Origin of the sequence: Synechococcus sp. JA-2-3B'a(2-13), assembly GCF_000013225.1 — a bacterium.
Lineage (GTDB): Bacteria > Cyanobacteriota > Cyanobacteriia > Thermostichales > Thermostichaceae > Thermostichus.
In genome coordinates, this window is sequence record NC_007776.1 from 677,296 (window position 1) to 698,084 (window position 20,789).

Annotated in this window: 20 protein-coding genes; 11 read left to right on the forward strand and 9 right to left on the reverse strand. The window is 60.4% G+C overall.

Annotated features, from left to right (window positions below):
• Positions 1-87 precede the first annotated feature (87 nt).
• Positions 88-345 carry a helix-turn-helix domain-containing protein gene (locus CYB_RS14030; protein ID WP_041436246.1) on the forward strand — a complete coding sequence of 86 codons (258 nt, stop codon included), beginning with the start codon at positions 88-90 and terminating at the stop codon, positions 343-345.
• 336 nt (positions 346-681) lie between these two features.
• Entirely contained in the window at positions 682-1,041 is a 360-nt protein-coding gene (locus CYB_RS03155; RefSeq protein WP_041436248.1) for a hypothetical protein, read from the forward strand.
• A gap of 72 nt (positions 1,042-1,113) precedes the next feature.
• Here CYB_RS03155 and CYB_RS03160 read toward each other — a convergent pair whose 3' ends face one another.
• From CYB_RS03160 to CYB_RS03180, 6 genes are all read right to left on the reverse strand, one after another.
• Positions 1,114-2,076, reverse strand: coding sequence for a Glu/Leu/Phe/Val family dehydrogenase (locus CYB_RS03160; RefSeq protein WP_083757630.1), 963 nt, complete (start codon positions 2,074-2,076; stop codon positions 1,114-1,116).
• A 232-nt stretch (positions 2,077-2,308) separates the two neighbouring features.
• Positions 2,309-2,449: a hypothetical protein gene (locus CYB_RS14690; RefSeq protein ID WP_202943709.1), complete on the reverse strand. Its 141-nt coding sequence runs from the start codon at positions 2,447-2,449 to the stop codon at positions 2,309-2,311.
• A 71-nt stretch (positions 2,450-2,520) separates the two neighbouring features.
• Entirely contained in the window at positions 2,521-3,192 is a 672-nt protein-coding gene (locus tag CYB_RS03165; RefSeq protein ID WP_011432309.1) for a diacylglycerol/polyprenol kinase family protein, read from the reverse strand.
• A 9-nt stretch (positions 3,193-3,201) separates the two neighbouring features.
• The gene (locus CYB_RS03170) at positions 3,202-3,495 is read right to left on the reverse strand and encodes a c-type cytochrome (RefSeq protein ID WP_369791762.1); all 294 of its coding nucleotides are present in this window, start codon (positions 3,493-3,495) and stop codon (positions 3,202-3,204) included.
• Positions 3,496-3,794: 299 nt separating this feature from the next.
• Entirely contained in the window at positions 3,795-5,630 is a 1,836-nt protein-coding gene (locus tag CYB_RS03175) for a glycoside hydrolase family 3 N-terminal domain-containing protein (RefSeq protein WP_011432311.1), read from the reverse strand.
• A 147-nt stretch (positions 5,631-5,777) separates the two neighbouring features.
• Positions 5,778-7,193 carry a RecQ family ATP-dependent DNA helicase gene (locus CYB_RS03180; RefSeq protein ID WP_011432312.1) on the reverse strand — a complete coding sequence of 472 codons (1,416 nt, stop codon included), beginning with the start codon at positions 7,191-7,193 and terminating at the stop codon, positions 5,778-5,780.
• Positions 7,194-7,567: 374 nt separating this feature from the next.
• Here CYB_RS03180 and hisB point away from each other — a divergent pair, with 374 nt between their 5' ends.
• From hisB to CYB_RS03215, 7 genes are all read left to right on the forward strand, one after another.
• On the forward strand, positions 7,568-8,188 hold the full coding sequence (gene hisB, locus CYB_RS03185; RefSeq protein WP_011432314.1) for an imidazoleglycerol-phosphate dehydratase HisB: 621 nt from the start codon (positions 7,568-7,570) through the stop codon (positions 8,186-8,188).
• 326 nt (positions 8,189-8,514) lie between these two features.
• On the forward strand, positions 8,515-8,667 hold the full coding sequence (locus CYB_RS03190) for a photosystem II protein Y (protein WP_011432316.1): 153 nt from the start codon (positions 8,515-8,517) through the stop codon (positions 8,665-8,667).
• Between the two features lie 34 nt (positions 8,668-8,701).
• On the forward strand, positions 8,702-9,802 hold the full coding sequence (locus tag CYB_RS03195; protein WP_011432317.1) for an NAD(P)/FAD-dependent oxidoreductase: 1,101 nt from the start codon (positions 8,702-8,704) through the stop codon (positions 9,800-9,802).
• A 177-nt stretch (positions 9,803-9,979) separates the two neighbouring features.
• Positions 9,980-10,885 (forward strand): 6-carboxytetrahydropterin synthase, encoded by a 906-nt coding sequence (locus CYB_RS03200; protein ID WP_011432318.1) that lies wholly within the window; start codon positions 9,980-9,982, stop codon positions 10,883-10,885.
• 10 nt (positions 10,886-10,895) lie between these two features.
• Positions 10,896-12,212: a DNA double-strand break repair nuclease NurA gene (locus CYB_RS03205; RefSeq protein ID WP_011432319.1), complete on the forward strand. Its 1,317-nt coding sequence runs from the start codon at positions 10,896-10,898 to the stop codon at positions 12,210-12,212.
• Between the two features lie 110 nt (positions 12,213-12,322).
• Positions 12,323-15,772 (forward strand): maltose alpha-D-glucosyltransferase, encoded by a 3,450-nt coding sequence (gene treS / locus CYB_RS03210; protein ID WP_238376881.1) that lies wholly within the window; start codon positions 12,323-12,325, stop codon positions 15,770-15,772.
• A 47-nt stretch (positions 15,773-15,819) separates the two neighbouring features.
• On the forward strand, positions 15,820-16,578 hold the full coding sequence (locus CYB_RS03215; RefSeq protein ID WP_011432321.1) for an SOS response-associated peptidase: 759 nt from the start codon (positions 15,820-15,822) through the stop codon (positions 16,576-16,578).
• Here the strand turns inward: CYB_RS03215 and dprA are convergent.
• On the reverse strand, positions 16,517-17,569 hold the full coding sequence (gene dprA / locus CYB_RS03220; RefSeq protein ID WP_369791769.1) for a DNA-processing protein DprA: 1,053 nt from the start codon (positions 17,567-17,569) through the stop codon (positions 16,517-16,519). The genes CYB_RS03215 and dprA overlap by 62 nt on opposite strands.
• 243 nt (positions 17,570-17,812) lie before the next feature.
• Here dprA and CYB_RS03225 point away from each other — a divergent pair, with 243 nt between their 5' ends.
• Both CYB_RS03225 and CYB_RS03230 read left to right on the forward strand, forming a co-directional pair.
• Complete coding sequence (locus CYB_RS03225) at positions 17,813-18,004, forward strand: hypothetical protein (protein ID WP_238376882.1); 192 nt, start codon at positions 17,813-17,815, stop codon at positions 18,002-18,004.
• A complete protein-coding gene (locus tag CYB_RS03230; protein ID WP_011432324.1) occupies positions 17,997-19,451 on the forward strand; it encodes a sodium:solute symporter family protein in 1,455 nt (484 codons plus the stop codon). Before CYB_RS03225 ends, CYB_RS03230 begins: the two co-directional genes overlap by 8 nt.
• A 24-nt stretch (positions 19,452-19,475) precedes the next feature.
• On the opposite strand, the gene CYB_RS03235 is transcribed toward CYB_RS03230, so the two are convergent.
• Together CYB_RS03235 and clpS are read right to left on the reverse strand one after the other, a co-directional pair.
• Entirely contained in the window at positions 19,476-20,300 is an 825-nt protein-coding gene (locus CYB_RS03235; RefSeq protein ID WP_011432325.1) for a CPBP family intramembrane glutamic endopeptidase, read from the reverse strand.
• 15 nt (positions 20,301-20,315) lie between these two features.
• A complete protein-coding gene (gene clpS / locus CYB_RS03240; RefSeq protein ID WP_011432326.1) occupies positions 20,316-20,597 on the reverse strand; it encodes an ATP-dependent Clp protease adapter ClpS in 282 nt (93 codons plus the stop codon).
• Between the last annotated feature and the right edge of the window lie 192 nt (positions 20,598-20,789).

A 20,789-nucleotide genomic window follows, 5' to 3' on the forward strand; every position in this document is an offset into this window, starting at 1 on the left:
AACCTTGCCAGCTCAGGCTACCATGTGAGGATCCCTCAACTTCCTCAGTCTGGAAAAGAAAAAGAATATTTACGGCTTTCTGCTCCTATGGAGTCTAACGACCGGCACCATCCATCGGCCAACTTGATTGGGGAGCGGGTGCGCTGGGTACGGGAGAAGCTGCAACTCACCCAAGATCAACTGGCGGGTCGCTTGGCCAAGTACGGTGTGCAGTTGGACTACGTCAAAATTGGCCAGGTGGAAAAGGGAAAACGGCGCGTCATTGACAAGGAACTGGTGGCCTTTGCCAAGGCGTTGGGGGTATCGGTCACTTGGCTGCTGAGCGGAGATGAATCCCACCTGTAGCGGCCTGCGGGAAAGTACATCCGATACAGGGATCCCGAACAAAAGGACGTGAAGATACTTAAATACCTTGTACTCTCGGACGTGATCTCAGTCATTTTCCGTGTAAACACGGTAGGCTGGACTCATGAATAGATTGGCTTGAGGCCAAACCCCAGCTTTTCCTTGACCATCCGCGGGGGTGGGAAAAGCAGAGAGATACAGCGCCGCGCCGGAAGTACGGGTTTTTCCAAGAAGGATCGGGATCACGGGCTTCTTCACCTAAACTTGATATTGTTGACTTGGCGTTAAGCTGCCGCCGTCTATCTGGCCGTCTATCTGTTTGTGTGAGGTTTGCCGATGCTCTCTTTCTTCTTCAATTCCAACAAGGCCAACAGCCGACAAACCGGAGGCCACCGTCTGCCTGCTGCCAGCAAAACCACAGGCACGCAACGGATCCCTAACTACAGCCGCCTGTCCGCTCCCCATGAAGTGCTCAAGCAGGAAAGGCAGATCAAGCGGGAGCAAGAGTTTACAGAAATGGAGCAAAACATCAATCGCATTCGCTACTTCTACCAAAAAGCAGACATGCCCCTGGAGATGCGGCAAATTCTGACCTACCGTAAGCTGATGGAGCTGGACTACTTTACCCCGCAGGCGGCAAAAGAGCTGCTCAAGCAATGGCAGCAGCAGGAAGAGCAAGAACACCGTCGGGCTTGAGAAAAGGGCAATCGAACCTTGGCAAGTAGGCTTGTTGAGCCAAGAGTTCCCGGTCTCCAGGTGGGGGAGCGTCTACGGGTAAAGGCCGCGATCCTGTAGGGCTTGGGCCACTCGGCCTACCCCCAGGGTGTAGGCAGCCAGTCGCAGCGACACTTGCCGCCGTTCTGCCTCCTGCACCACCCGTTCAAAGGCACGTACCATCAGACCTTCCATTTCTTGATAAACTCGCTCTTCATCCCAGAAGATGTAAGAGAGTCCCTGCACCCACTCCAGATAGCTCACCACTACCCCACCGGCATTGGTCAGAATATCCGGCAATACCTGGATCCCTCGCGATTCCAAAATCCGGTCGGCGGCAAGGGTGGTTGGCCCGTTGGCAGCTTCTGCCACAATCCGGGCTTGAATTTGGTGGGCATTGGCTTCGGTAATTTGATTTTCCAGAGCGGCAGGGATCAACACATCCGCTTTTTGCACCAGCAGGTCGGCATTGCTAATGGGCTCAGCTTGCGGAAAGCCCGCCATGCGGCCTCCCTGTTCCTTCATGTGGGCTTTGAGGGCGGGGATATCCAGTCCTTTGGGGTTATAAAGGCCCCCAGAACTGCCGGAAACCGCCACAATTTTGGCTCCTGCCTGATGCAGCAAGCTGGCCGCTGCCCCGCCCACATTGCCAAAACCTTGGATTAACACCGTTGCCCCTGCCAGGGATCCACCATGTCGGGCCAAGGCTTCCCGTACCGTGATCATCACCCCCCGTCCGGTGGCCAGTTCTCGCCCTCGGGATCCCCCAATCGAGAGAGGTTTGCCCGTCACCACTCCCGGCACCGCATGCCCAACATTCATGGAATAGGTATCCATCACCCAGGCCATCTCGCGGGCGGAAGTTCCCATGTCTGGAGCGGGAATGTCCTCTGCAGGGCCGATATCCTTGATCAGCTCGCTGGTGTAACGTCGGGTGATGCGCTCCAGCTCCGAGACCGAATAACGCTTGGGATCGAGGGGGATCCCCCCTTTGGCCCCACCGTAGGGAATGCCCATAAGGGCGCATTTCCAGGTCGTAAACTACCCGACACCAACCGCTAGGCGGTACGGAGCGGGCTTTTAGTAGCCCTGCAGTTAGCAAGCCAACCACGAGCCTCTGGGGTGGTTTACAGCACCCCCAATCGACCGTTACCAGTGCCTTAAACAACCGTTTCTGGTGTCCGCAGTATTATTATAGCATTCCTCCCGACACCGACCCTACGGGTACAGTGTGGGGCTCCTGCAATTTCTAGCTGAGGATCGCCACCCAGCCGGGATCCAGTTTCAGCTCGCCAGCTGCCCAATCTAGGTAGCTGCAGGCCTGGGCAAGGGGACAGATATGGGCGGGAGAGGGAGGGGCAGAAGAGGCCAGCGCAGGACTTGCAGCCATGGCGAAGAGAAGCAAGGGCTGTTTCCACACTATACCGCCGGGAACCGGAGAGGAACGTTCCGTAGCAAGCGTTACAAATAGTTGAGGATCTGCAGCAGAACAAAACAGAGGCCGGCACTGGCCAGGGGCACGGTCAGGTTATCCAACCCCCACCAAGAGAACACCTCCAACCCCATGGTTATCCCCCCCACCAAGAGGCTGATGGCCAGCAAAGGGGGGGAGAAGCCAAAGTACCCCAGCAGCAGAGCCGCGATCACCAAGCTGCTCACCGCCCACATGGTCAGGGATCCCTCCCAGCTTTTTTGAATGGATCCCAGTTGGTAGGGGTGTTTGCCCCAAGTTTTGCCCACTAACCCTGCCAAGGCGTCGGCCCACGTCATCACCAATATGCCGATCACCGCGAAGACCTGTCGCTGGGGACGCCAAAACCAAAACAGCAGCAGGCCAATGCTGACGGCGTAGAAACAGGTGCCAAAGCTGCGGCGACCGACTCCATTCAAGCTGGGCAAGATGGCCACCCGGTAGGAGAGCAGCGCCAAGCCGGCAAACACCAGAGAGAATCCCACCCCTAGCCAGCGAGGCACTTGCAAAGCCCAAGCCAACAAAATGATATTGCCCACACCAATGTGAATGGCCTTGCGCACCCATTCCCCGTCCACCTGCCGGGAGCGCAGCCATTCCGCAAAAGCAAATACGGCGGCCAGCCAGAGAGCATAGCAAGCAAGCTGCTGGGCCAGGCCCATGAAACGGCCTCAGAGGGTTTTCAAGTAGCTGAGCAGATCTGCCATCTCCTGAGGATCCGGCTGGAACTGGGGCATGGGAGGCGTTTTGCCACCGGTCACCTGCTGAATAATAAACCGATCCGAGCGGCGGCTGCTCACCCCCCGCAGACTGGGCCCCACTCGCCCATCCGCTTCTTCTCCGTGGCAGGCTGCACAGTTGAGGGCAAACAAGGATGCACCATGGCTAACCTGCCCCTGTAAGCTGAGGACGGCTTCCGTGTAGGGATCCAGACGAGCCTCAGCACTTAGCCAAGCCCAGGTCAATATCGCCAGCCCTAGGCCGAGGAGGGCAAGACCCAGCCGAGTTTTCTGAGCCCAGACACTTGTAAAGAATCGCTGCAAGGATTTGAGGAAGGGTTGTAAACGCTGTTGGGATGGAGGTTGAAGTCGCTTTTGCTCAAACTCAACCCAACTGCCAGTTGACGACTGGCTGCTGCAGGATTGAGGAGTGTCTGAGAGGGAGGGAGGCACAGACAACGCTGAGAGAAACCGTTTCAATCTTTTACATTTCAACCAACACGATAACTCAGGAGCCTTTCCCTGCCAATAATCTGTAAAGGTATTTACTTTTTCTTAATGGTTGGCTGGGCCACGTGAGACTTTGATCCCTCTGAGGGGGAACGGTTGGGAAAGAGCCGCCCCATCACCTCCGCTTGGGCCCAGGGATCCCGGTTGAGGCTGTGGATGGCATTGGCCCATGGAAAGTGCGCCTGCAGGCGGCGGTAGAGAGATAAATTACCATAAATGACGACCGCTGCCACCCGCTCCCGATGCTGTTGCAGCCAATCCAGCACATAGTTGGGCAAGGGATCCCGAAGGAAACCTTGGAAGATGAATCCTGGGGCGTTGTTTAGGGCAGCTTCCAGCCAAGGTAGGGGGGTAAGAGCATCGCTGAGCACAGGAAGCATGCCTAAGGCAGCCGGAACATGCAGGGCGGGAGATTGCAACTGCACATCGGCAGCACCCAAGGGGGGATCCTGCCAGATCCAGTTCAACCATCCGGGCTCTGCGGGCGGGCTGAGGGGCCGGCCTCCTTCCACGCCACCGCGGGCCATAGCCGCTTGACAGGGGGCGATATCCTTCTCGGCCAAGAGGGATCCCAGCTGTGCGGCTCTGTGCAGAGCAGAGGTCAGGTGGGAGCGCCTGTTGAACAACTTTCCCAACGCCGTTCGCGTCCGCGGAACGGAGTCCTTGTCCTTGGAGATGGGATCCCCCAACAGCAAAGGCTTCAGTTGCTCGGCGGGAGAGCCACGGTTGAGGGCTGGATCCGTGGGATCCTTGGCTCCCATCCATCCGCCAAGGGCGCTGAAGTCGGTTTCTGCCAGGGCCGGCCACACCTGTTGGAGGAGAGCTGAGGCGGCGGGTAGGAGTCGCTGTTTGGCCCGCAGCACCCGCGTCACCGACTGGGCAAGCTGGGCTGCGCTGAGGGATCCCTGTTGCACCGCTTCCAAAACGGCTGCCAAGGATGCCGTTGGATCGGGGGGGGCCAAAATTAGGTCGGCACCGGCCTGGAAAGCCCGCACGGCCAATGAGTTGGGAAAGGACTCCGTCCCGCTAACGCGAACGGCCAGCTCTGCCAGAAAGCCTTGATCGAGGCTATCCACGACGATAAGCCCACCAAACCCCCATTCCTGGCGCAGCAGTTGGGTCAGCCGCCCCGGCAGCAGGGTGATAGGCCAGCGCTCATCCCACTCCGGCAGCACCACATGAGAAACCAAGATCGCCCCCACCTGCTCCACCAAACCTCGAAAGGGCAGCCAAGGCCCCTCTTGAAGCTGCGCTGGGGTTAGGCTCAGACGGGGACACCAAGGGATATCTGCTGCCTTCGGCCTACGGCCCGCCAAGGCGGCTGGAACCCGCTCCGCTCCGGCCTGAACCGACTTGAATCCCCCTTTGCCCGGAAAGGAGCTGGCCGTGGTCAGGATCCCTTCTGGAACCGCTTGCTCACATCCGCGCACGAAAGCTCGCGCCAGTTGCAAAGCAGATAGGGGATCCTCCGCCAAAGCCAGCTCCCCCAGTGGCTCTGCCACCGGGTTGAGCAGCCAATTGATGCCGATGGCTGCCGCCTCCCGCGCCGTGATCCGCCCCCACTGCTCGGCCCAGCGCTCGGCTTCCGCCCCCAGGCGGCTCAACCCTAGAGGATGGGGGAAAGGGGTCGCCCCCTGCAGGGCCAGCCCCCGCCCGACCTCGGCTGCCACCAAAAGGGGCAGAGCCGCCCAAGACTGGGCCTCCTCGATCAGCAGCAGGGCCTCGGCCACGTGGCCATCCGTGAGCCAGATGCCCCCGATCCCCACCTCCTGGATAAGCCGTTTGAGGATCTCTCGGGGAGGAGACTGGGATCCCAGACGGGCCGAGACCGGCACCACCAACAGTTGCGCCACCTGCCGGGCTAGGGACAAGGGTCGGTCAAGTTCCTCGAGCGGAGATCCGGAAACACTCATAGGCACAGCCGAAAGTTCGTCAGCAAGGGGAACTGCTCCCTTTGCAGAAACGCAGATCATGATAGCCACTCCTGCCGGTTGCGGCTCGCAGCGGGCTGTTGAGGGCTAACGAGAAAGCCGACAACGGTCACAGGTGCCACAGGGCAGGCCGGGCTGCTCCCCAGGGTAGCCAAAATAGGGCAAGATCGCCTGCCACCGACAGCCGCGGGCGTGGATGAGGGCTTCCATCCCTTGCCAGGGATCCTCTCGTCTTAAAGGCTGCCAACGGCGGTGTAACACCTGAAAGTGAAAGGGATCCGGCCAGTGCAGGCAGCCCATCTCCTGCAATAGACCCAGGGCCACCCGTACCTCTCCAGGCGGCAGGTCGGCGTAGGATCCCTGCTGGGGTAGGGTTTGGAGCAGGTGGCGTGCTCGGGCCTGAAGGCGCTCCTGCTGGGAATAGAAATAGGCTTGGCGCCGGCGATCGCTGGGATCCAGCATGCCCGTCGGCTCCGAGACCAGCATCAGGGCCCGACAAGGGCCACCATCCCGACCACCTCGCCCCACCTCTTGCAAATAATCCATCAAGCTGGGCGGGGGATGAAAGTGCAGTACCCAACGCACGTCCGGCTTGTTGATGCCCATGCCAAAGGCGTTGGTGCAGACCAGAAAGCGCAGTTCCCCCTGCAGCCAGGCCCGTTCCAGCCGACGGCGGGATCCCGCTTCCAGTCCCCCATGGTAGGTGGCGGTTTTCAAGTTCTGTCGGCCCAGCCACTCGGCCAGCTCTTCCCCATCCCGTCGGGTGCGCACATAGACCAGACCCGACCCGGGATTCTCGCCCAGGAATCGCAGCAGACGACGACGGCGATCCGCCGGGCTCCAGGCTATCGCCACATTGAGGGAGAGGTTGGCCCGCAGGGGATCGGCGCGAATGTGCTCCGGATCCCGCAGCTCTAGGATTTGGCTGAGGCGGCTGCAGGTTTGGGGGTCAGCCGTGGCGGTAAAAGCGGCAATGGGAAAGGAGGACTTCACCGGGGCCAGAGCCGGGCGCAGCAATCCCAGACGGCGGTAGTCGGGCCGGAAGGATCCCCCCCAATGCACCAACGTATGGGCCTCATCCACGATCAGGCCGTTGATGTGCACCTGAGGCTGTTGCAGCCGTTGCCAAACGGGGGGGCTGAATAGGGTCTCCGGCCCCAAATAGAGCAGGCGCAGTCGGTTTTCCTCAAGGGCCTTCAACACCCGCTTGCGCAGGGCCGGATCCAGTTCGCTGTGGAGACAGGCTGCCGGCAGCTTGCGTTTCCAAAGATCCTGAACTTGGTCTTCCATGAGGGCGATTAGGGGTGAAACCACCAGCATCACCCCCCTTTGCAGCAGAGCTGCTAGCTGAAAGCACAGGGATTTGCCAAACCCCGTCGGCAACACCACCAGCGCGTCGCGCTTGTCCAGCAGAGCGCGGATCACCTGATCCTGGGGTGGGCGCAGCGTCTCGTAACCCCAGTGTTGCTTGAGGGCCTGTTGGATTTGCTGCCAATCCTGCAAACGGCAACCCCCTTTTCAACAATTTCCTTCAGCAATCTACAGCGATTTCGGGAGAAGCTGTCTTATAGGCTATTTCAAATCCCGCTGAACCTGCTAGCTCCCCTCTCCCAAGGGGTGAGGGCGCAGAGGATCGGCCCCACCGGCTTGCCTGTAGGGGATCCCTGTCACACCTATCCCCGTGTCCAGGGGGCTGGGGCGCTAGCTGACCCCCGGGTGGCGCGGGTGGCGCCCACCTATCCCCGTGTCCAGGGGGCTGGGATCAGGATCCCCGGCAGAGAAGGGATTCTCACCTGCTGCATGGGTGAAGGTGTCGATGGCGGCGGGCTTGTGCGATCCTAGAGCTGGGACTTCCCGCCTGCTTCGATACTTTTCCCATGACTGCCCTCGACTCCTCGCGCCTGCTCCAGCCCAGAACGGCCTCTGTTCACCGTCGCACTGGAGAAACGGATGTCCAAATTCATCTGAACCTGGATGGCAGCGGGCGCCATGAGATCGATACTGGGATCCCCTTTTTGGATCACATGCTGGCCCAGCTCAGCACCCACGGGCTGATCGACCTGCAGATCAAGGCCATAGGGGATCTGCACATCGACGATCACCACACCAACGAAGATGTGGGCATCACGCTGGGACAAGCCCTGGCGCAGGCTCTGCAGGATCGGCGTGGCATTCATCGCTTCGGCCATTTTTGGGCACCTTTGGATGAAGCTTTGGTGCAGGTGGTGCTGGATTTCTCCGGGCGTCCTCACCTCAGCTATGGCCTGGAGCTGCCCACGGAGCGCATTGGCCGCTACGAAACCCAGTTGGTGCGGGAGTTTTATCAGGCGGTGGTCAACCACGCCCAGCTCACTTTGCACATTCGCCAGGCTGCCGGCCTCAATGCCCACCATATTGTCGAGGCCAGTTTTAAGGCGTTTGCCCGCGCCCTGCGCATGGCCGTAGAACGGGATCCCCGCCGACAAGAAGGGATCCCCAGTTCGAAGGGAGTACTCTAGGCATGAACTGGCCACGGAGACTGTTGGCCTTGGCTCTGGGATTGGGGACAGTTTTCTTCGGTCTGGGCCAGATGGGGGGTGCAATTCTCAGTGTGGGCCTGTTGGCTCCCGCCTCAGCAGTCCAGATGGGGCAAAGTCTGTCCGGTAGGGATCCCCATTTAGGTTTATTCTGGACTTAGCCATCTTTCCAGAGTTGCACCTCAGCTTATGCGGGATCCGGAGTCGAAAACGGTTTCACCCCATCGGGATTCTGGCGGTGGCCAGCCCTGGAGGCTCTTGTTCCAAGCAGTCGGTAAATCAATCTATGTTAGGGGGGGATGAAAACTATGGACATTGATCTCCGTCCGCTGATCGTTCTGTCGCCCATTGTTTTGGTGGTTGCCTGGGCTGCCTACAACATCATCAAGGCTGCCATCAAGGGAGAAGCCAAGCTCTTCGGAGAGAAGGGCAACAACCCCTTCGGCAAAGGCGGGAGCTGAACGTGCGGATCCGGTCACAGCTGGCAGGCTCAGTATGCTAGGTGAGGAGACCCAGGCAGCGGTAACCCCTTCCGAGAGAGCCCGCTCAACATCCGCCGATGTGATTGTCATCGGGGCGGGAGTGGCCGGCTTGGTGTGTGCAAGGCAACTGCTGCGGGCAGGGCTCCAGGTTCTGGTGCTGGAAAAATCGGCAGGCTTGGGCGGGCGCATGGCCACCCGTCGAGTTGAGCACGCTGGGCAAACGGTGCCAGTGGATCATGGGGCTCAATACCTGACTGCCGATTCGGATGGCTTTTATCGCTGGGTGAAGGAGCTGCTGGGCCTGGGGCTGCTGGCGGAATGGACGCGCTCGCTGCATGTGCTGGATCGAGAAGGGCTGCGCCCAGAGGATCCCAATGATGAAAAACCGCGCTATGTCTGCCCCCAGGGCATGACAATGCTGGCCAAACACTTGGCTGCCCCGCTGTCGGTACACACCCAAACTCGTGTGGTCAGCCTCAAACCTTTGGCAACAAGCTGGCAATTGAGGGCGGAGAACGGCCAATGCTACGAGGCTGCTGCCCTGGTGGCGACAATTCCGGCCCCCCAGTTGCTGCCCCTGCTCCGGGAAGGGATCCCTTCGGCTGAAAACCTGTTGCCTCTGCTGGAATCCGCCCAGTATCAACCCTGCCTTGCGGTTTTGGCGGGCTACTCTGAGCATACGCCGCCTTGGAAGGGGATCAAGTGCTTGGAGGATCCGATGTTGGCCTGGCTGGGACTGGACAGCAGCAAGCGCCTGCAGCCGCTCCCGCCTGTGGTGGTCTTGCATGGGGGGGCGGAGTGGTCATCTCTGTACTTGGAGGCCGGCCCCTCTGAGCTGGAAAAGGCCGGTCGAGAATTGCTGGCCCACGCAGCCCAACGGCTGGATCCCTGGTTGGCTTCGCCACAATGGATGCAGGTGCACCGTTGGCGCTACGCATTGCCTTTGGAAACCACGGGATTGGCCAGCTTAAGCACCCGTGTGCCGGTTTCCGCTGCTGAGGGATTGCCTTTGGTTTGTGCCGGCGATTGGTGCGCCGGAGGGCGCGTAGAGGGGGCTTGGCTCTCAGGACACAATGCCGCCAAAACCTTGCTCGAAATGCTTTCTGGGAAATGAGGGTATGCACAGGCCGACCCGGTCGGCAGGGCAAGTGCCTGACCTGGCGCAGGACAGAGATGACGGCAAGACCACTGGGAGGGTAGGCTGAGGGCCGCTGAGAATTTCCACCCTCTGGGCCGGGGAGTGTGTCAAGCTAAAGGGTGGATCCCCCGGCAGATGCTCTCCTCTCCACTCATGTCCAGAATCTGTACAATCTACCGCCGTGCGCAATTTGCCGCCAGCCATCGGTACTGGTTGCCCGAACTCTCAGAAGCCGAGAACTTAGCCCGCTTTGGCCCAAATGCCCGTTTTCCCGGCCATGGCCACAACTATGTGCTGGAGGTGGGCATGAGTGGTGAGGTGGATGACTATGGGATGGTGCTCAACCTCTCGGAGGTGAAGCAGGTGATCCGGCAGCGGGTGATTCAAGATCTCAACTTTGCTTATCTAAATCAAGCTTGGCCGGAGTTTGCCCAAACCTTGCCCACTACCGAGTTTATCGCTTACGTGATTTGGCAACGCCTGGCCGATGCCTTGCCCCTAACCAGCGTCCGTCTGTACGAAGATCCTGAGCTTTGGGCCGAATACCGAGGAGAAGCCATGCAAGCCTACTTGACTGTTGCCACCCATTTCAGCGCCGCCCACCGCTTGGCTCTGGATCACCTGAGTTTTGAAGAAAACAGCGCCATCTACGGCCTCTGTGCCCGTCCCCACGGCCACGGCCACAACTACGGCCTGGAGATCACCGTCAAGGGATCCATCGACCCGCGCACGGGGATGATCGTGGACTTGGCGGCCCTGCAGCGGCTGATCGAGGAGCAGGTGGTGAAGCCGCTGGATCACACCTTTTTGAACAAAGACATTCCCTACTTTGCCCAGGTGGTGCCTACTGCCGAAAACATCGCCCTCTACATCCAGCGGCTGCTGACTCTGCCCCTGCGGGAGCTGGGGGTGCAGTTGCATCGGGTTCGCCTGCAGGAGAGTCCCAACAACAGCAGCGAGGTCTACGGGGAGTTTCCGCTGGAAGAGCTGCTCAACTCCTCAGAAGGACAAGATGTGGCTTCTTCCGCTTCTGGCAGCCGTATTGCCATGCAGGGCTGATGCGGCCATCATGTTGGATCTGGTTAAGCTGAGCGGGCAAATTCCTGCGTTCACCCGGCACCTGCAACAGGAGTCGAAAGCCAGCCAAGAACGCCTCCGCCAAGCCTGGCAAGTTTTCGAGCGCTGGCAGCAGGAGCCGCAGGTTTGGCAGTCCCGCTGGGTGGAGTGGGGATCCCATCTGTCGTTTGTTTGCGCCAGCCCTGCCGAGCCGCCGGAAGCTTGGGGATCCCTGCCCAAGGTCGAGCCTCTGCAGGGGCGACACACGGTGGTGGCCACGGATGGATCCCAGATTTTGCCCAGTCACCACGAGATTGCCTACTGCTCGCTGATCAATGTTGGGCGCGTGGTTCTCCACTACGGCACCCAGGAGTGGCCGCTCCTGGACAGCCAGCCCCTGCTGCTGTATGGAGATGGGCCCCTTGCCCAGCAAAACCGCTCAGACTCCCCTCTCTCGGAACCGCGGGCAGAAGGGTTGCCGAGGGCCCCCCTTAACCGGCGAGACTCTCGCCCGCAGCGCGCTCCAGGTGAACGCAATCCTACCAGCGGCACGGAGTCCTCGTTGGGGCTGGAAGAGATACTGGCCTTACGACGCTCCCAAGCGGAACTGGAGGAGCTGGCTCGTTTGGCCCTGTCGGTGCCCCGTCGCCGCACCACGCTGGCGCTCCTGGATGGATCCCTAATCCCTTGGGGACTGGAGCCTCTGCCCCAGTCGGCCCGGCGCCCCTGGTTGGATCCCATTCTGGCGACCTTGGAGCAGTTGCGGGCGGCCCGCATTCCTCTCGTGGGTTACATCAGCGCCTCCCGCAGCAGCGAAACCCTCAACTACCTGCGCTTGGGGCTGTGCCCGTACCTGGGCTGTGACTGCTACCGCTACTGTCCCGGCGAGAAGTCTCCTCCCTGCCATCCCTTCGCCCCCCTGGCAGACCGCGTCTTTTGGGGATCCCTGCTGCAGCCGGGAGAGCGCAGCCCCCTTTGGCGCAGCGGCGCCAGCGTGTTGGACGCCTTCGGGGAACACCACGTCCACTGTTGTTACCTCAATGTTGGCGAGGGATCCCTGGGCCAAGCCGAAATTGCTCGCCTGGAGTTTCCCGCTTGGGTGGTCCAGGATGCGGAGTTGCTGCAGCGGGCTCTGGCAGGGGTGCTGAGCCAAGTGCACAAGGGCTTTGGCTACCCCATCGCCTTGGCGGAAGCCCATCATTTGGCGGTGGTGAGAAGCGGGGATCGGCAGCGGTTTTTTGCCTTGATCGAGCAGGAGCTGCTCCGGGCCGGCCTGCGCCACGTGGCCGTCTCCCGCAAGGAAGCCCAGAAGCGGAGTGGCATTGCCTGAACCGACGCCGGGGATCCCTGGCACCCAAGAGAAGGCTATAGCCTATTGAGGGGATCCCCATTCAACGGCTAGGGTTGCCAAGGTGTCCCAATCCTGTCTCTGTTGCCGACATGACCGACATGATGATCCGAGCCCCTCTGCGCAGCCTCATCTCCCCCCTCACCCACGACCCCCTTTGGTACAAAGATGCAATCATCTACGAGCTGCCGGCACGGGCCTTTTTCGACAGCGACGGCGATGGCGTGGGCGACTTCCAGGGCCTGACCGAAAAGCTGGACTACTTGCAAGAACTGGGGATTACAGCCGTCTGGCTGCTGCCGTTTTTCCCCTCGCCTTTAAAAGATGACGGCTACGACGTTTCTGACTTTACCAGTGTTCACCCTGACTTGGGCACCCTAGAAGACTTCAAGATCTTTCTGGAGGCTGCCCATAAGCGGGGGATTCGCGTCATCATTGAGCTCATCCTCAACCACACTTCGGATCAGCACCCCTGGTTTCAGCGGGCCAGACGAGCTGCCCCCGGCACCCCCGAGCGGGACTTTTACGTTTGGAGCGATACCCCCGAAAAGTACAAAGAGGCCCGCATTATCTTTCAAGACTTTGAAGCCTCCAACTGGACCTGGGATTCAGCGGCCAAGGCTTACTACTGGCACCGCTTTTACTCCCACCAGCCAGATCTCAACTACGACAACCCCGCCGTACAAAAAGCCATGTTCGAGGTGGTGGACTTTTGGCTGAGCTTGGGGGTAGATGGCATGCGGCTGGACGCGGTGCCTTATCTCTACGAGCGGGAGGGCACCACCTGCGAGAGCCTACCGGAGACCCATGCCTTTCTCAAGGCTCTGCGCCGACACATTGACCAAAGGTATCCTGGCCGCATGCTGCTGGCGGAGGCCAACCAGTGGCCAGAAGATGCTGTGGCCTACTTCGGCGATGGGGACGAGTGCCACATGGAGTTCCACTTTCCCCTCATGCCACGGCTGTTTATGGCCATCCAGATGGAGGATCGCTTCCCCATCATTGACATCCTGCAACAAACCCCTCCCATTCCTGAAACCTGCCAGTGGGCCCTCTTCCTGCGCAACCACGACGAGCTCACCCTGGAGATGGTCACTGACGAGGAGCGGGACTACATGTACCAGGTGTACGCCAAGGATCCCAACGCGCGGGTGAACCTGGGGATCCGCCGCCGCTTGGCCCCCCTGCTGGGCAACAGCCGCCGCCGCATCGAGCTGATGAACAGCCTGCTGTTTTCTCTGCCCGGCACGCCGGTCATCTACTACGGGGACGAGATCGGCATGGGGGACAACATCTACCTGGGGGATCGCAATAGCGTGCGCACCCCCATGCAGTGGAGCGCCGACCGCAACGCCGGCTTTTCGCGGGCCAACCCTCAGAAGCTCTACCTGCCCATCGTCATCGACGCCGAGTACCACTACGAAGCTGTCAATGTGGAGGCGCAGCGAAACAACCCCCATTCCCTGTGGTGGACCATGAAGCGGCTCATCGCCGTGCGCAAGCGATTCCAAGCTTTTGGCCGCGGCTCCTTTGAGCTGCTCCACCCGGAAAATCGCAAGGTGCTTGCCTTTATGCGGGCCTTTGGCGATGAGCGCATCTTGGTGGTGGCCAATCTCTCCCGCTACGCCCAGTGGGTGGGGCTGGATCTATCGCCGTGGGAAGGATTGATCCCGGTGGAGATCTTTGGCCACACCGAGTTTCCCCCTATTGGGCGACTGCCCTATTTCCTAACGCTAGGCCCCCATTCCTTTTACTGGTTTTCCCTTGAGCCCAAAACGGAGACCATCCACCTCAGCCCCAGCAAAGCGGAGGAGCAGGAACGCCTGGTCCCTCTGGTTGTTCAAAGTGGTAGTCCTCTGGTTGTTCAAAGTGGTAGTTGGGACAGTCTCTTGCAAGGGGAAAGCCAAAAGCAGCTGGAGGCAGTCTTGGCGGACTACCTCTACCGCTGTCGTTGGTTTGGCTCCCAAAACCGCCAGCTCCAGGCGATCCATATCCTGCAGGCTATCCCCTGCCGCCGAGAAGAGGAGTCCTTGCTGGGCAGCCAGATCTTGCTTCTCCAGGCCGAGTTTATCGAGGGCGATACGCAGCTCTACTCTCTCCCTGTGGGCTATGCCACCCAAGAAGCAGCCGTACACCTGCGCCTAGAGATGCCCCAGGCGGTCATCCTCCCTGTGCAAGTGGCCGGAGGGCCGGCGGGAGTAATTTTCAACGCTCTGGCTGACAAAAGCTTCTTGCTGCGGCTGCTGCAGCTAATTGCCCAGCAGGGCCGCCTGCGTCACCGTCAGGGAGAGCTCTGGGCCACTAGCTTTGCTGCCCTTGAGCATGACCTGGAACCCCGCCTCCTCAAGGCGGAGCAGAGCTACGCCTCCGTTGTCTATGGCAACCACTACCTCCTCAAGCTCTACCACCGGGTGGCCGAGGGGGTAAACCCAGAGCTGGAGATAGGCCGCTACCTGCTGGAGCACCATCCCCAGGTGCGGGTGCCACGGCTGCTGGGATCCCTGGAGTATCGCCGTCGTCGCGGGGCCCGTGGGTTTGATCCCGCCGATCAGCCCATTACCCTGGCCATTTTGCAGGAGTACATCCCCAACGAGGGAGATGCCTGGCACTACACCCTGGACAGCCTGGGGCAATTTTTTGAGGCGGTGCTGGTTCACTACCAAGAGGTGGATCCCGTGCCCGTGCCGCAGGGATCCTTCTTGGAGCTTTCCCAACAGCCCTTGCCGGAGCTGGCCTACGCCACCATCGGCAGCTACCTAGAATCGGTGCGGATCTTGGCCAAGCGCACCGCCGAGCTGCACATCGCCCTGGCTGCCGATACGGAGAACAAAGACTTTGCCCCAGAGCCTTTCTCCAGCCTGTACCAGCGCTCCGTTTACCAGTCCATGCGCAACTTGGTGGGGCAGGTGTTTCCGCTGCTGTTCGCGTCAGCGGGACGGAGTCCTTATAAGCAGCTCCCCAAGCTGCCGGAAGCAGAGGCCAACTTGGCTCGGGCTGTTTGCGACCAAGAAGGGGAAATCATGAGCCGCTTCCGCCTGATCCTGGAGCGGAAGATCACCGCCCTGCGTACCCGCTGCCACGGGGATTACCACCTGGGCCAGGTGCTGTTTACCGGCAAAGACTTTGTCATCATCGACTTTGAAGGGGAGCCGGCCCGCTCTTTGGGCGAACGGCGTCTCAAGCGTTGCCCCTTACGGGATGTGGCGGGGATGCTGCGATCCTTCCACTATGCTGTCCACACAGCTTTGCGCCAGCAACTGGAGAGCGGCTTGGTCTGCGCCGACCACTGCCCCGACATGATGCGGTGGGCCCAGTTTTGGCACCGCTGGGTCTGCGCGGGCTTTTTGGCCGAATATCTGCAGGTGGCTTCCCAAGCGGCTTTTTTGCCCCGCAGCCTGCAAGAGATAGAGGTGTTGTTGGACGCCTATCTGCTGGAAAAAGCCATTTACGAGCTGGGCTATGAGTTGAACCACCGCCCCGAGTGGGTGGAGATTCCCCTGCGCGGGATCTTGCAACTGCTGGGCATTTCCACCAAGGTTTAGGGGATCCTGTCGGCAGGCCATTTGGGGTGAGCGACTGGGGGACAAACATGTGTGGACGGTTTAGCCTGGCAGTGGCCCCAGAAGTGCTGATGCAGCATTTCGGCTTGCCGGCGGCAGCCCAAGAAAGGGCAGCTGTCCCCCGGTATAACATCGCTCCTTCTCAGCCGGTGCTGGCGGTGGTGGCGGGATCCCTTCAGCGCAAGGCAACCCATTTTCGCTGGGGCCTGATCCCCGCTTGGAGCCAAGCCGCCAAGGCCGGGTTGATCAATGCTCGTTCTGAAACGGTGGCCGAGAAGCCTTCTTTCCGCGAAGCTTTCCGCCGTCGTCGCTGCCTGATCCCGGCAGATGGCTTCTACGAGTGGGCCGACCAGGGTACAGGCAAGAAGGGCAGACAACCCTACTGGTTTCACCTGCTGGATCGACCGGTATTTGCCTTTGCCGGGATTTGGGAACGCTGGCGCAGTCCAGAGGGGGTGGAGGTGGAAACCTGTGCCATCCTCAACACCGCTGCCAACCGTCTGATGCAGCTTTTTCACGAGCGGATGCCCGTGATTTTGACGGAAAACGACTACGACCTCTGGCTGGATCCCCAGGTGCAGGATCCCAAGCTGCTTTTGCCCTTGCTCCGCCCCTACCCAGCAGAAGCCATGGCGGCTTATCCGGTCAGCACCTATGTGAACAACCCCCGCCACGAGGATCCCGCTTGCCGTGCTCCTATCGGAGAAGCAGTGCAGGGATCCAGCCTCAGCGAGCCCGCTGGTAGCGCATCCCCGGCAGTTGTACCAGCCAGCCTTCCAATTCCATAAGCAGCAGGGTACTGGAAAGGGTGGCAATATCCATCTGGCTAGCCTGGGCCAGGGCATCGAGGCTGAGGATGCCCTCCCCTAGCAGCTGCCAGAGCAGTTGCTGTTGGGGATCGCTGGGGCCAGTGGACGAGGGCTGCTTTAGCACAGGGGATCCCTGGAGGAGGCCCAAGTCTTTCAACAGCTCCTCGATCCCCAGGATCATGCCGGCGCCGTCGCGGATGAGCTGCAGGCAGCCGCGGGCTGCTGCCGTGTCGATGTTCCCCGGCAGGGCATACACTTCCCGACCGTAGTGGTTGGCCAGGTGAGCAGTAATTAGCGCTCCCGAGGTTTCCGGAGCCTCCATCACCAAAGTGGCGCGGCAGAGGCCGGCAATGATGCGGTTGCGCTGGGGAAAATGCTCCTTGGCCGGTGGCGTGCCGGGGGGATATTCGCTGAGGATGGCCCCTTGGGCCAGGATGCGCCGGTAGAGAGCTTGATGGTGAGCTGGGTAAACTTTGTCCACCCCCGTTCCCACCACGGCCACCGTCTTGCCGCCGGCATCCAGACAGGCCTGGTGGGCAATGCCGTCGATCCCCGTTGCCAGCCCCGAGACCACCACACAGCCAGCTTCCGCCAGGGCAGCGCTGACTTTCTGGGTCCACTGTCGACCGTAGGCCGTAGGGGCGCGGGTGCCGACGATGGCAATAGCCGGCTGTTGCCAATTGGGACATTCTCCTAGGGCATAGAGAATGGGCGGGGGATCTGGCACCTCCCACAGCAGCGGCGGATAGTCCGGATCTGCAGGCGTGAGAAAGGGGATCCCCGCTTTGAGGGTTTCCTCCAGGATCTGCTCGGGATCAAGGCCAGGACGGGCAGAGACAATAGCCTGGGCCAGGGTGGGGCCAATGCCTTCCACCTGCCGCAGGGCCGGGGCATCCGCTTGCCAAGCCCGCTCCAGGGATCCAAAAAACTCCGCCAGCCGCTTGAGCCGGTGGGGGCCAATCCCTTTGATGCGGGCCCAAGCTAGCCAGTAGGGCCGCTCCCGTTCTTCATGGCCTGGCCCACGGGAAGGCTCCCTCTTGCCAACAGGATCTGAAGGGGAAAGGGGAAAAGACAATTTAGCTCTGCGCAGTAGTGGCTGTATCTTAAATGATTGGCAAAAGGAACGCTTGGCAAAAAAGCAGGAGATGGGTAGATGTCAGGGTTGGATCCCGCCGGTAACCTTCAAGGATCAAGGCAGCTGCGGTTTGGGCGGATGCGCCAAGCTTGGGTGTGGGGGGCCTATCCCCTGCTGTGGCTGTTGACCTGGGTGGGATCCCGCTCGGCCCAGCCCCAGTTTTTGGGGATCCCGGCCTGGTATTGGCTGGCGGGATTGGCTGTCCTGCTGTTGGTACCTCTTAACTTCTACATTGTGCGCGTTTGCTGGCCGAGAGGCGGAGATGAGTAACACGGTTTTGAGTCTGGGTGTGGTGGGGGTGTACTTGCTGCTGCTGGCAGCCATCGGCTTCTGGAGCTATCGCCACAGCGGTCGGGATCCGGTTAGCTACTTTTTGGCGGGGCGGGGTCTGGGATCCCTGGCTCTAACCTTGACGACGCTGGCGACGCTGCTCAGTGCCTTTACCTTCATTGGGGTGCCGGCAGATGCCTATACCCACGGCCTAGGGATCTTCCTGGGGGTGGGGGTGACCACCGCCCTCATTTCGGGGCTGTTTTTGTGGGTGGGCTACCGGGTATGGCTAGCAGCCCAACACTTTGGCTTCATCACCCCTTCCGAGTTTTTCGGCCACCGCTTCAACAGCCCTCTTTTGGCTCTACTCTACTGCCTTAGCGCCCTGATGTTTACCGCCCCCTACATCAGCATCCAGATCATTGGCGGAGCCCGCACCCTGGCGGCGGTGTTGGGGGAGGGGATCCCCTACTGGCCCTTGGCGGTGGTGGTGGCGCTGGTGATCTTGGGGTATGTGCTCTTTGGCGGATCCCAGGCGGTGGTCTGGACGGACGTGGTGCAGGGGATCATCTTGATTCTGGGGATGGGGGTGGCCTTTGTTGCAGTGGCTTTCTCCCTAGGGAGAGAAGCGGGTAGCGAACTGGATCCCTGGCTGAGCTTGCCCGGCCCCCAAGGACGCTGGAGCTGGCAAGGGTTACTCGGCAATCAACTGCTGTTTTTCATGGCCACTCCCCTTTTCCCACAATTTTTCCAGCGCTTTTACATGGCCAGGAGTGCTCATCCCTTCAAGACCCTGATGGTAGTCTGGCCGCTGCTGATTCTGCTGGTCTTTTTCCCGGCAGCTCTTCTTGGGGTTTGGGGCCGCCTGGCTTTTCCCGGCCTGGAGAAAGCGGACCAGATCATGCCCCTGATGTTGCAAACTCTGCCCGGCGGTGTGGCAGCGGTGGTGATTACAGCAGCTCTGGCCGCCCTCATGTCCACGGCAGACTCACAGCTCCTTACGGCCAGCTCGTTGGTAACGCGGGATCTGGTAGTGACCCTCTTTAGACGCCAGCTTTCCCCCCACCAAGAAGAACAATTGGGACGCTGGGTGGTGCTGGGGATCGGTTTGGCCTCTTTTGCCATTGCCCTTAACCCGCCGGGGCTGATTGTGGAGATCGCCACCTGGAGCTTTCAGGGAAATGCCATGCTGTTCCCAATCCTGATAGCCGGTCTGTACTGGAAGCGGGCTACCCGCGCTGGGGCTGTAGCCGGGGCCCTCGTCTCCAGTGGCCTGACTTTAGGTTGGCTGTCGGGTCTGTTGCCGCGGGCTTGGACAGGGGGCTGGTTACCCGTAATCCCGGCAGTGGTGATCGGCAGTGGGGTGTTAATTGGCGTAAGCTTGCTTACCCAGCCGCCCAAGGAGCAGGTGACCGCCTACTACGAGGAAGGGCCTTGGGGAGAGTAGGTTATTCTTTATCGATCAGCTCAATCAACGCTTTTCCAGGTCTGCCGGTAGCCAGCCAGCTTGAGCCAGGCCGTTGAGAAATGCGAAAGTCCCTCCTAGAAAAAGCAAGCCCATCAGCCCGGCCAAGGGGTTGCCGCCGATCCCGGTCAGCCACTCGGGCACCCTGCCGGTGTAGTCTATCCAGGCCAAGTTGTTGACCCAGACCATGCCCCATACCCAACCCGCGTGCAGCCCCAGGCTTAAGCCCAGCTTGTTTTGGTTCCAGACCCTCGCCTGCACCAGCAGCAGCCCCATCAGCCACAGTCCGGGAAATTGCGGCCAGGTGGCGAGAATCTCAGGCAAAGGCTTCAGGAAATGGGCCATAGCAAACAGGAAGCTGGATCCCCACACCGCAGTGCTGCAACCGTAGTCCAGCAGCATCTCCTGCAGCAGCCAGCCGCGAAAAAACAGCTCCTCCGCCAGCGCCACCCCCAAGCCCAAAAGCAACCCCAGCAACCCATAGACCAGCAGGGATCCCCCTCCTACCGCCCTCCAACTCAGCCAACCCAGGGATCCCTCCAGGCCCAAAAGCAAGAAAAGCCCCCCGACCCCGATCCCCAGGCCCCAGAGGATCCCGCCCCGACAGGCCCAACTGCTATCTAGCCCATAGGCAGCAAATCCAGATCCCCACAGCCCCAGCCAGACCAGCAGCAAGGCATACAGGGGCAGCCACAGGTAGGCTCGCGCTTCCGGAAAAAACCACCCCCCCAGCCCGACCCACGGCAGCCAGGCTAGGAGGGGGATCCCCAAAAACAGCAACAGCCGCAGCGGCAAGGGCAAAGCCTTGAGTTTTGCAATCAGCAGGCCCACCCCAACCGCTCCTGCTTAGCGTTCCGGCTCAATGGAGCTGGTGAGGCCGTGCTGACGCAACTGCTCACAGTAAAACTCCGCGTGCTCCCGCGGCACCACGATCACCACAGCAACGCCGTTGTGGTGGGCTTCCAGCATGATCTCAGTGGCTTGCGGCGGCATCATCGCCGGGATCACCTTCACCAGCACCTGCACCACGTACTCCATGGTGTTGACATCGTCGTTGTGCAGCAACACCCGGTACATGGGCATGTGCTTTGGGGTTACAGAAGGCTTGACCAGAGTCTCCGTAGCCACGACGATCCCTCCTTCGGCAGGGTCAACAAGAAGTCTAAGGAACGCAAAACCGCAAAAATGGGGCAAAAGCAGGAAAAACTGTAATGAAATTTTAGCCTTCTCAGCAAGCTCTGTGAAAAGGCCGTGGGGAACCTGGGCGCAGGGGTCAGAGCCGTTAAACCAACCCTAACCCAACCTTCACCTGCCCACAAC